Raw genomic sequence first — 14,435 nt, 5'->3', positions numbered from 1 at the left:
AAGGTAGAAACCCCTGAGATCAGCTGATCTCGGGGGTTTTTGCGAGCTATTCGTATTTGCGAATGACAATAACCGCGTTATGTCCACCAAAGCCAAAAGAATTGGAAATCCCTATGTTGAGATTGGCTTTCCGCGCAACGTTCGGTACATAATCCAGATCGCAGATGGCATCTGGCTCTTCTTGATTAATGGTAGGAGGGATGATGCCTTCTTGTATACTCTTAATCAAAGCAATAGCTTCCAAGCCTCCGGCTGCTCCAAGTGCATGTCCAGTCATTGATTTATTGGCAGTAACGGGAATACGGCTGGCGTCTTCGCCAAACAGCTTTTTAATCGCCTGCGTTTCAGAGCGGTCTCCGACTAGGGTACTTGTGGCATGGGCGCTGATGACATCTACATCCGTAGGCTGCAGTCCGGCTTCACGTAGTGCCAGCTTCATAGCCTGATAAGCGCCAATTCCTTCAGGGTGCGTGGCCACCATATGATAAGCATCGGAGGTGGCTCCGTAGCCAATCACTTCACCGTGGATGCGAGCGTTCCGAGCTTGAGCATGAGCGAGCGACTCCAGGATGACAATTCCGCCGCCTTCACCGATCACAAAGCCATCTCGTTTGCCGTCAAAAGGCCGACTCGCCTGCGTGGGCTCATCATTACGGGTAGAAAGTGAAGTAGCATTGCCGAAGCTGGCTAATGAGATTTCGGTAATCGCTGCCTCGGAGCCCCCGGCTATGACGATGTCAGCTCCGCCATACCGAATCAGCCGAAAGGCTTCACCAATGGCCGTATTGCCGATTGAACATGCCGTTACCGGCGACATGGACGGGCCTAAGGCGCCGAGTTTAATGCTGATCATTGCAGCGGCCATGTTGGAGATCAGCATAGGAATCAAGGTGGGGCTGACTCTCTCCGGTCCCCGGGCTCGCAGCAGATCGCCTTGATCCATTAAGGTCTGAATGCCCCCTACACCGGAGCCAACGTATACACCCAGTCGTTCGTGGTCGATCTTATCGTGCTGGAGTCCAGCATGCGCCCAAGCTTCCTCAGCTGCCGCCAATGCGAATTGGCTGAACCGGTCCATTCGACGGACATCTTTGCGGCCGAAGCGGGCTTCGGGATCGAAGTCATGTACGACTCCGGCAATCCTAGTCTTAAAATGTGATGTATCAAATGAAGTGATGGGGGAAATACCCGATTCTCCTTTAACTAGCCGATCCCAGAATTGTTCGACAGTATTTCCCAGCGGCGATATCAATCCCATACCCGTTATGACTACTCGTTCCATATTGATCCTCCTACAAGTTTTGTTAGCATCAGCTTCATCGAGTTACTTCGTACAAAACTAACTTCGAAAGCATCAGCCTAGTTTTATGGAGCTATACTCCCTGAATGTACTTCGCAATAAAACACTTCGTAAGCATCGGCTCAAGTTTTGTTAGCATCAGCTTCATCGAGTTACTTCGTACAAAACTAACTTCGAAAGCATCAGCCTAGTTTTATGGAGCTATACTCCCTGAATGTAGTTCGCAATAAAACACTTCGTAAGCATTAGCTCAAGTTTTGATAGCATCTACTTCTTGATTCCTCTTCGCAAAACTAACTTCGAAAGCATCAGCCTAGTTTTATGGAGCTATACTCCCTGAATGTAGTTCGCAATAAAACACTTCGAAAGCATTGGCTCAAATTTTGTCAGCATAAGCTCAAATCGTGCCTTTATGTAAGTGTATCTTTTCACTTTTATTATCCTATTACAAGTTGTAGTTTATACTAGTATAATCAGTACTATACTAAGGAGCATAGATTGGATCAGAAAGGCAGGATACATACTTATGTCTAATCAAACGAGGCTTCAGGCATTATCGGATTTCTTAAAAGCACGCCGAGCAGCCATACAGCCAAGCTCCATAGGACTGCCGGAAGGCACCCGCAGACGGACTCCGGGCCTAAGAAGAGAAGAGGTCGCACAGCTGGCTGGAGTTAGCAGCACCTGGTATACCTGGCTTGAGCAAGGACGTGATATCAAAGTGTCCTCATCCGTTCTGGATTGTGTTGCAGCAGCACTTCAACTAAGCAAGGATGAGCGTAAGTATTTGTTCGCGCTTGCACTGGAGACTGGCCCAGGTATTGTGCCTTTTCAGCAGGAGGAATTCTCTGTGCTCAGTCCATCACTGCAGAAGATATTGCAGGAACTTAAATATTGTCCAACGATCATATCTGATCGTCGCTGTGGAATTGTGGGCTGGAATGAGGCAGCAGCCCATGTATTTCTGAACTTTGCCAAGCTGCCGGTAGAGCAACGGAATATGATTCGCCTTTTGTTCGTACGTAAGGAATTTCAGCGGCTGGCGGTGAATTGGAAACAGTTCGTCAGTGGGTATTTATCTATTTTTAGAGCGTATTACGGGCAATATGTGGAGGATGTTTGGTACGATGATTTTATTCGGGAAATGAAGGACAGTCATCCTGACTTCAATGAGCTGTGGGAACAAAGCCAGGTAAGCTCGGCTCCTGACGTGGTGCTCGAATTCAGGCATGCCAAGGCGGGGAAGATGTTGTTTCATCTGACTTCGCTGCAGGTGCATGGCAGTACGGATCTGCGCTGTAGTATATATACTCCAAGTGGTGACTCGAATACAGAAGCTAAGCTGAAGCAGTTGATGGAGCAATATGCGATAGGCTGACCATGCAAGGCTTAGTTGTTTTTGCTGATCCATTTCAGACCTTCCCGTTTGCTAAGAGGTTTCAGGTTTTCATTTTCGATGAAGTTTCTGACAGAGGTAGGGTTGATCTTCGAATACTCCCGGAGTGCCCAACCGATGGCTTTTTGAATAAAAAATTCGGAAGAAGCTGCGTGTGTGAGGATATAGCGATACAGCAATTCTTCGTTTGTATCCTGCTTATAATGCAACTGATGCAGAATGGCAGTCCGGTTAAGCCACATGTTATCGGAATGGAGCCACTTTTCTCCAAATTCCTCTTGCAAATCTGGTGATTGTAGCAGCAGGAAACCGGCAGCATTAGCGGCCAAAAGATCTACTGTATCCCACCAGGAACGGGTGGTAATAAAGCTCTCAATGAGCGGGAGATCATCAGGGTTCAGTTGTTTTTTTATTTTGAGCAAAATATCCAAAGCCGAATACTGGTATTCTCTTTCCGGCAGGTTCCAAAGTACAGAAACCCATTTTTTTTGCGGGGGATACTGCGCCAGAAATTCCTTGAGTAGTTCTTTGCGCAGTGGTGACCTGATTCCGAGAAAAGAAAATTGGTCACGCATATAAGCGGACATGGCTGTAGCCTCGTGCGGGTTCATTTTTGCCTGCATTCGCTCTATCAGAACGTTGATATTGCTATTCATATTAAATATTCCTCCTGCCAGTATTCATCATCAAATCCTATTCTCTATTCTACCCATTAAAATAGGGTATTGACCATTCTCGATTGTCCAAGCAACTTCTCTCTGGTCTCATAGAATAGAGTATCCGATGAGAAGGAGATGAAAGAAATGACTAAAGTTATTATTGATTACAATGCATCTGTAATAACGCCCATTGCCAACGGAGTGAATATTCCGATACCCACGAGTCCAGCAGGCGTTTCCATTGCAACTACTTCGGTTAATATTGATCCTGCCAATCCTGCTTCTTCGACGAACAAAGTGGAATTGAATGCGACTTTCGGTTATCGTTCTATTAGTGGGGAACCAGAAATAATTGTTCGTCTATGGCGTGCAGGTACGGAAATCTACTATGCACTGGCGGGAGACGCATTTGATGGCGTTGATGAATACTCGCTCGTTTCCTTGCAAATGATAGAACATGCTCCACTTGGAACACAAAACTATCAATTAATTGTTGAAAACCGTAATGCAGCTTCTACCGCAAGGGTTATCGGTCCAATTACCTTCACTGCTATTGCGATTGGTGGCTAATCTATACCGCACAAGAAGATATTTACACAAAAAAACGGGTCGCCATAGCGAATTGGCACTCGTATTTTTGTGTGTGAATTACATATAAGACTATAAAATTGACTCTGCAATTAGAGCTAAAAAAAGCTGTCCCGGCAGGCGCTACATAGCCCTTGGGACAGCCTTATTTCAGAGGGAGATTCCTAATAGTGAGTATGAGGAGGAATACTCTGGGTTTATATTAGAAATCAGAGGTAGCAACTTCAATGGTACCAGTCACAGCTCCAGCACCGGATAACAGAGCAGCAACTAAAAGTTTGTTAGAAGCAATAGTTAGACTGTTTAATGGTGGGATGACGTAAGTGACGACTGGAGCATTTACGCGAGTAAGAACTAGTGATACTGGGTTCAGAGCAGAGAAGTTCTGTACTGTAACTGCAGCATTAATCCCGCCAGCCAAATTCTCGTAGTAGGATTTACCGACATTAGGTGCTAAATCGAAGAATTGTTGGGGTAATAAGATAGCCATAGTAACGACCTCCTTTTCTTTTGATAGGATATTCTATGTTGTAATTCTATTATTGCGATCACAAATGACATAGGAAGTTAGCACATTTTAATAGAACTACTATACGGATGAACCTATCTTGGAGGATTTCCTACCATAAAGACGGTGAAGAATTAGGCCGAAACCCATCCCCAGAAAAGACATGACGGACATTGACAAATACAGGGTCTGCCCCCCAAAGGCTTCATAAAGGGCGCCACCTGCATAAGAGGCAATAATGCCGGATACTCCGAAGAATAGCAGGGCTAATACCGTTTGGCCGGTGGCGCGCCATTCCTCGGGCACAATGCTGTACAGGTATTGAATCGCTGCCGAGTAGAAGATCGGGAAAGTCAACAATTGCAGGATTTGCAGATAAGCCAGCAGGTGAGGATCAGTTATCCAAGCTGAGAGGAAAAAGCGGATGAAATAAAAAGCGCCGGCGAGTGTGATTATCATTAGCTCTTTGCCTTTACGCAGCCACCAGAAGCTTAGGGCAAATACAGCGATCTCACTGCTTGCTGCCAGAAAAAAGGATTGTCCGACCAGTTGAGGACTCCCGCCAAGCTCACGAATATATACTCCGAGAAAAGTATCGTTCATCCGCGCAGGAACGGAACTGATGAACACAAGCAGCAGGAAGAGTAGTGTCTCTTTATTACTTAAAAATTGTTTGAGACTGCTCAGTGTAACGGGCTTCCCTGTAACAGGAGCATCCGGCATAAACCAGCTTATCAGAAAGCCTAGTACGCCAATTCCGGCGAAGAGCAGGGCTAGACTGTGCGCACCAAAATAGGACATGACATATCCAGTAAGCAGTGCGATTACACCATAACCAAGCGCACCATAGGTACGAATCGAGCCATAGCTGATCCCTGATGCCTCGGCTATCCGAAAGTTTAAGCTTTCTGTGAGCGGATCAATGGGCATTAGGAAAAAGTAGAGCAACATCGCGTATAAGATAAGCAGTACATAGCTGGTGGAGTCATATAGCAGATAGCCGCTTATAGCGGAGCACAGCAGCAGGACTAAGAGCACTTTACGGATGGTTTTGGTTCTGTCGCTGATCATTCCCCATAAGGGCTGAGCAATAATCGTTACAAATCCGCCAGTACCCATGATAAAGCCAATCTGAGCCGGATTTAAACCTTGGTCATCCAAGTAGACGGGCAGAAAGGGAATAAACATAGCCAGCAATGCAAAATACAAAAAGTTAAAGCCTCGTAGTAGAGTAGGTGCTTTCATAAGATGGTTATACCTCACGTATTTTCATAGGATGATTTGAGCCAATTCTGATATTGTATCATGGATAGGTCATCCATTCAGTTGATATTATGCTAAAATGGGATAAATCTTAGTAAACAGCAAGGAGAAAAGAATCATGAAGCTGATATCATGGAATGTAAATGGCCTAAGAGCATGTGTAGTTAAAGGATTTAATGATTATTTTAAGGAAAGCGATGCCGATATATTTTGTGTGCAGGAGACAAAGCTTCAGGCAGGCCAGATTAATCTGGAGCAGGCAGCCGATTATCATCAATATTGGAATTATGCGCTGAAAAAAGGTTATTCGGGAACCGCTATTTTTACCAAAATCAAACCGCTTTCCGTAAGATATGGCATGGAAGAGGATACAGAAGCTGAAGGCAGAATTATCACTTTGGAATTCGATAACTTCTATTTGGTAAATGTGTATACCCCTAATGCCAAACGTGATCTGTCGAGACTCGACTACAGAATGGAATGGGAGGATAGGTTCCGGAGTTATTTACTGGAGCTGGATAAGCTCAAACCAGTGATCGTATGCGGAGATCTGAACGTGGCGCATGCGGAAATCGACTTAAAGCATCCGAAGCCTAATCGGGGGAACTCTGGATTTACAGATGAAGAAAGGGGTAAAATGACAACATTGTTGGGTGCTGGATTCATCGATACCTTCAGACACTTTAACCCAGAGCTAGAGGGTGCCTACACCTGGTGGTCCTATATGCTAAAGGTCAGAGAACGGAATGTGGGTTGGCGAATTGATTATTTTCTAGCCTCAACAAGGCTTGCAACCTCCTTGACGGACGTTGCCATCGATTGCAACATTATGGGGAGTGACCATTGTCCGATTGTATTAACCGTAAGTATCTAATTCTACAGATTTAGTATAGTAAAGGCCGAAATCCTCGGGTAGAGGGTTTCGGCCTTGTTTTTGGTGTGAAGGCAAGGATAAGAAGTTAAGTTCTGCCAATGATTGTTACCGCTTCAGGCGGACCGAAGGCAACGTTGACCTGCTGCGTAAGAACAATCGTATTCTCCTCGATCTTGATATCGATAATGAAATGGAAAGGGGTTTCAATATATTGGAGTGTCAGTTGGAGTATATCGGCAGTTATCCAGGTAATGCTGGACATGATGCGATTCACCGTATGGTCAAGTACACTGGCAAAGCTCTCAGCCCAAGTACCACGACCCGCATGAATGATATGCTTACCTAGCTTATTGTGTAAAGTAATAATGGCCTCATTCTCGCTAAAAGATATAGAGAATGAGCTCCATTCCTCTTCGTTATCATCTAGTTTATATTGTTTGCCTTCCAAGACATCCTCTAGCGGTGAAGATGGCTGTTGTTGTGGGGGATCAATTGACAAAGCGCTTAATTGGGCAGTTAGATCTGAGATCTGAGTATAGTCTGGTATAGATATCGGCTCCGGCAGCATTGCAGGCAGCAGATGCTCCCAGACAGCGTTCATTATCGCCCCCATATCGCTTGTACCACTTGTGATAGCTATAACCGCATCTTGCTCAGGTAGAACGATACAGAACTGTCCGAACGCTCCATCACCACGGTATGCACCGTGACGACATTGCCAAAACTGATAGCCATAGCCATGCGACCAGTCATTATCGCCGCCATCTCCGTTGGAGATTTGTTTGGATGTGGCTTCTTCGATCCAAGCCTCAGACACGATTCGCTGGTTGTTCCAGCTGCCCTTTTGCAAGAATAGCTGGCCGAATTTGGCGATGTCCTCGGTGGTGAGGCTCAGGCCGAATCCTCCAGTGTTAATTCCACGCGGACAGGATTCCCAAGTTGCATTGCGTATTCCCAGTGGAGTAAAGAGTCGTGGTTCTAAATAGTCCAGCAGCGTCTCTCCAGTGATCTTTTGGAGTATGGCTGACAGCATGTAAGTAGCCCCGGTGTTATACAGAAAATGAGTTCCTGGTTCCTGTTCCACTGGAACCCCAAAAAATGCTTTAACCCAATTACCATCCTCGCTTTTACGTAAGAAATCTGTCGTATCTACGACATGTCCTGTACCCATCATTAATAAATGACGGACCTTCATTTGGGCTAAGTTAGTGGAAAGCTCTTCAGGAGCTTCATCAGGAAAGAAGGAAACCACTAAATCGTCGAGAGAAAGAAGTTGTTCGGCAACAGCGAGGCCGATCGCCGTAGAGGTGAAGCTTTTGCTAAGAGAAAATAGCATATGCGGAAGCTCGGCCTTATACGGTGCCCACCAGCCTTCAGCCACAACGTGACTATGCCGCAGGAGCATGAAGCTGTGCAGCCCCAAATGATTACTCTGTACCGTGTTTAGAAAATTGGATATTGCTGATGATGAAATACCTTGTTCTTCCGGTTGGCTTCTTGGTACCTGAAGATTAGCGCTTACAGTTGTCATAATATCATCCCCTTAAGAAGAATCTCACAATATCCATTTTATAACAACTTGTGCCTTGTACACTATGTAAAAAATAATTTAAGTTAATGTAGGTGGAAAGCGTTGTTTCGTAGCCTGTTCGAATCCATAGGCGATCTTGATAAGGGTAGGTTCACTAAAAGCAGTCCCAGAGAAAGTAACCCCAACCGGTCCTTTGGTGATGTAACCACCGGGTGCAATTATACCTGTGGTTGCATACCCAGCTGGCACGGTGATAAGCGGGTAGCCCGCTTTTGCCGCGATGTCGCTTCCATGAAAGCCAGCGAACATAAGCGCATCTAGTCTGTAGCTTTTCAGTGCGTAATCGATTCCTTGATTGCGGGCTTGTTCCTGGTTTAGCTGTAGTTGCGCCAAATACTCTTGTTCGGAAATAGAATCGCTGGATTCTTCCAGCCATTCAAGCGTACCCTGGCCGTATTTCAGAGCTTGTTCACTCTGCTGGTTATTGAAATGTATCACTTCTCGTAAAGAATGAACTGGAACGGTGGTGTCAAGTTGCGATAAATAAGAATTGAGAACTTTCTTAAATTCATATTGCAATACAGTGGATGACCATTCCTGCTTCTCACAGGGAAGTTCGATAGGATCGATAATAAGAGCCCCTTTTTCCTTCAGCACAGCTATAGCAGCTTCCATAATTTCGAGACCTGCGGGGTCGAGTTCAGTATAATAGGCTCTGGGTATACCTATCCTGGCACCACTTAAATAGTCCGCATCCAGAAAAACAGTATAATCCTGATGAGCGTGATCCTGGCTGGTAGCCGTAGCTTGATCCTTGTCATCGATTCCAGTCATAGCTCCCAGCAGAATCACCGCATCTGTAACTGTTCTGGCCATCGGTCCTGCCGTATCCTGAGAGATTGTACTCGGAATAATTCCAGAGCGACTGAGCAGGCCAACTGTAGGTTTGATGCTGACGATACCGTTCTGGCTGGCTGGGCCGATGATTGAACCCGAGGTTTCAGTGCCAATAGCAGCGGCAATCAGATTGGCGGCTACAGAGGCGGCACTTCCAGAGCTTGAACCCCCTACGAATAATTCGCCTGGTCCATAAGGATTCAGTACAAGTCCACCGCGCGAGCTATAACCGGCCCACATCGTAGGAGACATAAAGTTGGCCCACTCGGTCATATTTGCCTTTCCTAAGATAATAGCTCCAGCAGCTCGCAATTTGGCAGCAATAAAGGCATCCTCGGAGGCACAAGAATCTGCTAACGTGATGGAGCCAGCACTTGTGTGCAGAAGATCACCGGTATCTATATTGTCCTTAAGCAGCAGAGGGATTCCATGCAGCTTGGTGCGGGGTCCCTGTTCCTGTCGTTCTTTATCCAACGCTCTGGCTATATCGATAGCCTCCGAATTTAGCTCCAAGACGGAATTTATGGTCTGGTCGTACTTTTCAATACGCGCTAAATAAAGTGAAACCAAACGTTCAGAGGTTAATAAACCATTCTGCATAGCCGTTTGCATACTGTTAATATCCGCTTCTATAATCCATTCCTGGCTATCCATATGAAATTCTCCCTTACCCGTCAATTGGTTTAGCTGCTGTCCCGGAATCCGTGTTCTGTTGCTGCTTCGGCCACGAAATGGCATGTGAGGTCCGGCTTAAGCGTTCGTAAAGCAGTTGATTATTTTTGGTGAATACTCGTGAAAGCAGATGGATTAAGAATAAAGAATCGATAATCAGCACGAGGATTTGCAGGATCAGAGTCAATACAGCAGAGAGATTGTCAATTACATAGGGCTCGAATAGAAGTATATGCAGCCCGAGCAACACCCAATATAGCAAACCGTACCTGACGATAAGACTCCCTAATGAGATGCGTGGACTTCTGCCAGTAAGTTGAATGCGCACGATCCATTTGCCAAGCGTCCGCCCGTTGGTCAGATAAGGAATCAGCATGAAATAAATCCCCGTTGCGATCCAGAAGGCCCCCTTAATAGGCAGGGTTGAGAGCAGGAAGAATCCAGCTATCCATACGCAGCTATCGAGTAGAAAAGCAAGGCCTCTTCGCGTATAAGTAATCCTTTTAGCAGACAGATCTACTTTTGAATCCAAGTGCTCAATACGTGGAAGCAAGCCGGATATCCAGCTGGCAATTTGAAACCCAATGATACCGCCGAGGGTATTGGTGATCAGATCATCGACATCAAATACACGGTAGGGATAATCAAAGTAACCGTAAATGCCAGTAATTTGCGTGATCTCGAAAAACAAGGAGATTCCAAAAGACAAGAGAATGCACACCACCCAGCGTGTACGGAAATAGTAGCTAAGAAACATCCCGAAAGGCACCATCAACACCATATTAAATATAATCTGGAGAAAGGTAGGCTCACTTAAAATAGAGAGGTAGGTTGCCGGTTGATCTACTGAAAAATTGGAGTGCTTCAGTATATCCTGAATGAAATAGAACGGAATATGCTGGATCTCGCCAAAAGAGGGCGGGGAATTATGCCGGTTAGCGGGAAGTGGCAGCATGACCAGATAGAAAGCATTCATTAGATAGAGCAGCAGCAAATATAACATCAGAGCTCTAACCTTGTTGATATAGCCGTGCCTCCGGTATTGCACAATCAGAAAAGGCAATGTGAAGAGCAGAGCCGCAAGCGGGAAAGTTAAAAATGCATAAGAAATTGGAAAGAGATACGAGTGAAACATTTTTCACACTCCGAAATATTTATTTTGTAGAAATTAGATAGATACTCACAAAAACAAAGCTTACGTAGTTGTATACCCAACTTCCATGTCCCTATAATCATACAGTAGGTTGGCAGGCTGGGTATAGTTAACATTAGTTACAAATTAGATCAGCTGGCCTTTACGACACGTTCTTGGCATACAACCCCAATTAACCACTTTCTTTATGACAACCGATGGATACAAAATGTGAACCGATTATCATCAAATTGCATCAGAAATGAATACGTATTTGGGGCTAACGAAAATATGTACGGAAAGCACTTTTGCGCGGGAGTGGTGGACTATCTGTTGAAATCGATCGACAAGCAGGAGATTGCCGCTCTTAGGGGGCGTATAGAACAGGAGCTTCCTTTGAAGCCAATCCGGAGAGTTCAGGGCATGCGAAACGCTTTCTGAATTATATCAAAAACTCAAGGAAGACCTGAAGCTGCTCAGGCCATAGCGCCAGCTAAGCGAAGCGAAATGTGCACATGAGAACGGAATCAAAGAAAGGCACGGAATGGTTTATGAGAACTTTGGTTCATGCCAAATAGAGAAATCGCTCCTTAGAGGAAGGAAGGCTATGAAACCATTCATCCTGTTTAGAGCGATTTATTGTTTCTATTATATATAGATACGGTAGTTCCCGCTAAGAGCCAGCAAGCTGAAAAAGTATAGGCAGTTGTCGTAATACCGGCGCTCACCGGTGCGAAGCGGCGTACTCCAAAACAGCTGGACGAAGTGCCCGGCATTCGGGCCATCGGCAGCGAGCGAGGCCATGGCCAGCGTTGCCAGAAGGCCGATCGGATGCAGGGATGGCTCCTCAAAAGGCTGACCGTCAATGGTGTAGCGCCGGTAATCGGCTATATCAATGTCCCGGAAAAAGGCCTGAATCCTGTTGGACTGTCCCACCTGCCAAGGGTCATTGCGGAACCATTCATAATCAAGCCCGATGTTGGCCGCCACCCGGTAAGCATCACTGAAGAAGTGGCGGAAGTCCCCATGCGGCTGGGGTTCAGTTGGAGTTCCGTCATAATTCGCATATTCGGGGGAAAGACCGGTAGCCGGATGACATGCTTTTTGTAAATAGGCTCTGCTTCTAGATGTGGCTTCTTTCCAGAAAGCTCTATCCTGTTCATCTGCCTGCAGGGCAAATAATTCATAGAAATGCGGCAGATGATAGGAGGGATCGCTGAAAGGGGTTTCAGGAACAAATTTGATCAGCTTGGTCGTCGGGTCCCACATCGGATCGCCTTCCCCGTCTTCCCCTTTATGAACACAAGCACGGAGAATAATTCTGGCCTGCTCGGAATAGTTGAACGGTTCGGCGCTGTCACCCCAGCGAGTTGAGGCGAAAAACAGGGCCATTGCAAAGAATTCTTCCCCGTCCGGCGCCGGACCGGGCGACAGCGGAGTTCCATCCATTTTACAGTGCCAGGCAAAATAATCCTTGTAACGGCCCTCTGTATGCTGCATATATACCTTGGCGAACTTCCACAGCCGGTCGAACTCTTCCTTCTTATCCATCTGAACAGCCATCATCATTCCATAGGACATTCCCTCTGTACGCACATCTGTATTGCCGGTATCCACGATATATCCCTTATCGTCATCCATGGGATGGTAGATCCGGACATCAGGTGCTCCGTTGAACAATTCGTTCCATGTGTCGTCAAGCTTCTCCCGGATCGCCTCTTCCGACACTCCGTTCTCTCTGAACAGGTTTCTCATAACAATCCTCCATTGGATATGTTTTTTTCAAAGCATAACATATGCGGAGGTATAGAAATTAAAGCATTTTCCTTGAAAATCATTGGTGATTAGTACATGTACTCCGCCCATAAAAATGATTCCCACAAGATTTCCCGGAATATCAGAATAGATCAATGTTAGGTGTTTATATGTCATGGACTTCGTTCAAACCGCTTCACTATACTGTAAGGGGCAAACCGTGAAACCAAAGTCCTACAGCAAGAACCATAAAAAAGACAAAATTTATAAATGAGAAGGATGAAATTGCAATGACAAAAAAACAAGGATTAAATCCGTATCTCCCGTCTTGGGAATATGTACCTGACGGTGAACCATATGTATTCGAAGGCAGAGTGTATGTGTATGGATCGCATGACCGTTTTAACGGACACGCCTTTTGCTTAAATGACTATGTCTGCTGGTCTGCGCCGGAGGAGAATCTGGCCGACTGGCGGTATGAGGGTGTAATCTACCGGACTACAGATGATCCGCTTAATCTTGAAGGAAGCATGTGCCTGTATGCTCCTGATGTCACTGTGGGACCGGATGGGCGGTACTATCTCTACTATGTACTGGACAAGGTTCCCGTTGTTTCGGTGGCTGTCTGCGATACTCCAGGCGGTAAATATGAATTCTACGGCTATGTGAGATATGCCGATGGAACGCGCCTGGGAGAGCGGAAAGGCGACGAGCCGCAGTTTGATCCGGGCGTGCTGACCGAAGGTGAGAATACCTACCTCTACACCGGATTCTGCGCATATGGAGACCCATCCAGACACGGCGCAATGGCAATGGTGCTTGGCCCGGATATGCTCACGATTGTCGAAGAGCCTGTATTTGTTGCGCCGAGCCAGTCATACAGCAAGGGGAGCGGATTCGAAGATTACGAGTTCTTTGAAGCACCTTCCATCCGCAAAAGGGGAGATATCTACTACCTTATCTATTCCTCGATCTCCATGCATGAGCTGTGCTATGCGACCAGTAAGCATCCGACCAAAGACTTCAAGTACCAGGGAGTCATTGTTAGCAATTGTGATCTTCATATCGATTCGTACAAGCCGGCGGGACAGCCGATGTATTATGGCGGCAATAACCATGGCAGCATTGTTGAAATCAACGGGGAATGGTACATTTTCTATCACCGGCATACCAATGGGATGGCATTCTCCCGGCAGGGCTGCATCGAGAGGATTGAATTCCGCGGGGATGGCACGATCCCCCAGGTGGAGATGACTTCCTGCGGTCCAAACGGAGGGCCGCTTGAAGGCCGGGGAGAATATCCGGCATACCTGGCCTGTCATTTGTTCTGCAAAGATCAGGAGATGTACACCGGAGGCTTCGGTCGTATCGGAGCATGGATGGACAGCCGGTTTCCAAAGATTACTCAGGACGGCATGGATGGCGAAGAGGAAATTGGCTATATTGCCAATATGACGGATTCGGCTACCGCCGGGTTTAAATATTTTACTTGCGAGGGAGTCAAGAAAGTCAAGATCAAGGTGCGCGGATATTGCCAGGGCATCTTTGAAGTGAAAACGTCGTGGGATGGACCGGCTCTCGGACGGATACCGGTAAACTTCGCGAATGTCTGGGAGGAATACTCCACTGCACTGGTTATTCCGGATGGTGTACAAGCACTTTATTTTACGTATACCGGCACTGGCGGTGCCAGTTTGGCCTCTTTTACTTTGGAATGACCGGGAGCAAAATTTGATAGCGTTGTATAAAAGAAAGCAGCGCTCGGATATACTCAGGTGCGTCGTTTCTTATCAGGACGATCCAGTAGCTGTCAGAGAAGAGGACTTGAATTCCTGGAAAATTTAATGGCCGAGGAGCGAA

12 protein-coding genes are annotated in these 14,435 nt (G+C 46.3%); 4 read left to right on the top strand and 8 right to left on the bottom strand.

Annotated features, from left to right (window positions below):
* Positions 1 to 46: 46 nt before the first annotated feature.
* Positions 47 to 1,282: a beta-ketoacyl-ACP synthase II gene (gene fabF / locus H1230_RS19530; protein ID WP_239711584.1), complete on the bottom strand. Its 1,236-nt coding sequence runs from the start codon at positions 1,280 to 1,282 to the stop codon at positions 47 to 49.
* A gap of 544 nt (positions 1,283 to 1,826) precedes the next feature.
* On the opposite strand from fabF, the gene H1230_RS19525 reads away from it, so the two are divergent.
* The gene (locus H1230_RS19525) at positions 1,827 to 2,678 is read left to right on the top strand and encodes a helix-turn-helix transcriptional regulator (RefSeq protein ID WP_239711583.1); all 852 of its coding nucleotides are present in this window, start codon (positions 1,827 to 1,829) and stop codon (positions 2,676 to 2,678) included.
* A gap of 11 nt (positions 2,679 to 2,689) precedes the next feature.
* Here the strand turns inward: H1230_RS19525 and H1230_RS19520 are convergent, their stop codons facing one another.
* Positions 2,690 to 3,352 carry a DNA alkylation repair protein gene (locus H1230_RS19520; RefSeq protein WP_239711582.1) on the bottom strand — a complete coding sequence of 221 codons (663 nt, stop codon included), beginning with the start codon at positions 3,350 to 3,352 and terminating at the stop codon, positions 2,690 to 2,692.
* A gap of 147 nt (positions 3,353 to 3,499) precedes the next feature.
* Between H1230_RS19520 and H1230_RS19515 the strand changes: the two genes are divergently transcribed.
* Positions 3,500 to 3,925, top strand: coding sequence for a hypothetical protein (locus H1230_RS19515; protein ID WP_239711581.1), 426 nt, complete (start codon positions 3,500 to 3,502; stop codon positions 3,923 to 3,925).
* Positions 3,926 to 4,145: 220 nt separating this feature from the next.
* On the opposite strand, the gene H1230_RS19510 is transcribed toward H1230_RS19515, so the two are convergent.
* The gene (locus H1230_RS19510; protein ID WP_239711580.1) at positions 4,146 to 4,433 is read right to left on the bottom strand and encodes a hypothetical protein; all 288 of its coding nucleotides are present in this window, start codon (positions 4,431 to 4,433) and stop codon (positions 4,146 to 4,148) included.
* Positions 4,434 to 4,532: 99 nt separating this feature from the next.
* The gene (locus tag H1230_RS19505; RefSeq protein ID WP_239711579.1) at positions 4,533 to 5,696 is read right to left on the bottom strand and encodes an MFS transporter; all 1,164 of its coding nucleotides are present in this window, start codon (positions 5,694 to 5,696) and stop codon (positions 4,533 to 4,535) included.
* 136 nt (positions 5,697 to 5,832) lie between these two features.
* Between H1230_RS19505 and H1230_RS19500 the strand changes: the two genes are divergently transcribed.
* Entirely contained in the window at positions 5,833 to 6,588 is a 756-nt protein-coding gene (locus tag H1230_RS19500; RefSeq protein ID WP_239711578.1) for an exodeoxyribonuclease III, read from the top strand.
* 85 nt (positions 6,589 to 6,673) lie between these two features.
* On the opposite strand, the gene H1230_RS19495 is transcribed toward H1230_RS19500, so the two are convergent.
* The 4 genes from H1230_RS19495 to H1230_RS19480 all read right to left on the bottom strand — a co-directional run bounded on the left by H1230_RS19495 (position 6,674) and on the right by H1230_RS19480 (position 12,575).
* The gene (locus H1230_RS19495) at positions 6,674 to 8,119 is read right to left on the bottom strand and encodes a serine hydrolase domain-containing protein (RefSeq protein WP_239711577.1); all 1,446 of its coding nucleotides are present in this window, start codon (positions 8,117 to 8,119) and stop codon (positions 6,674 to 6,676) included.
* A gap of 78 nt (positions 8,120 to 8,197) precedes the next feature.
* A complete protein-coding gene (locus H1230_RS19490; RefSeq protein ID WP_239711576.1) occupies positions 8,198 to 9,670 on the bottom strand; it encodes an amidase family protein in 1,473 nt (490 codons plus the stop codon).
* A 13-nt stretch (positions 9,671 to 9,683) separates the two neighbouring features.
* A complete protein-coding gene (locus H1230_RS19485) occupies positions 9,684 to 10,823 on the bottom strand; it encodes a VanZ family protein (RefSeq protein WP_239711575.1) in 1,140 nt (379 codons plus the stop codon).
* A 645-nt stretch (positions 10,824 to 11,468) separates the two neighbouring features.
* Positions 11,469 to 12,575 (bottom strand): family 8 glycosyl hydrolase, encoded by a 1,107-nt coding sequence (locus H1230_RS19480; RefSeq protein WP_239711574.1) that lies wholly within the window; start codon positions 12,573 to 12,575, stop codon positions 11,469 to 11,471.
* Positions 12,576 to 12,865: 290 nt separating this feature from the next.
* Between H1230_RS19480 and H1230_RS19475 the strand changes: the two genes are divergently transcribed.
* Positions 12,866 to 14,293 carry a family 43 glycosylhydrolase gene (locus tag H1230_RS19475; RefSeq protein ID WP_239711573.1) on the top strand — a complete coding sequence of 476 codons (1,428 nt, stop codon included), beginning with the start codon at positions 12,866 to 12,868 and terminating at the stop codon, positions 14,291 to 14,293.
* The last annotated feature ends 142 nt before the right edge of the window (positions 14,294 to 14,435 follow it).

The sequence above is a fragment of the Paenibacillus sp. 19GGS1-52 genome, assembly GCF_022369515.1.
GTDB lineage: Bacteria > Bacillota > Bacilli > Paenibacillales > Paenibacillaceae > Paenibacillus_AQ.
This window is presented reverse-complemented; position numbering and strand designations above follow the sequence as displayed.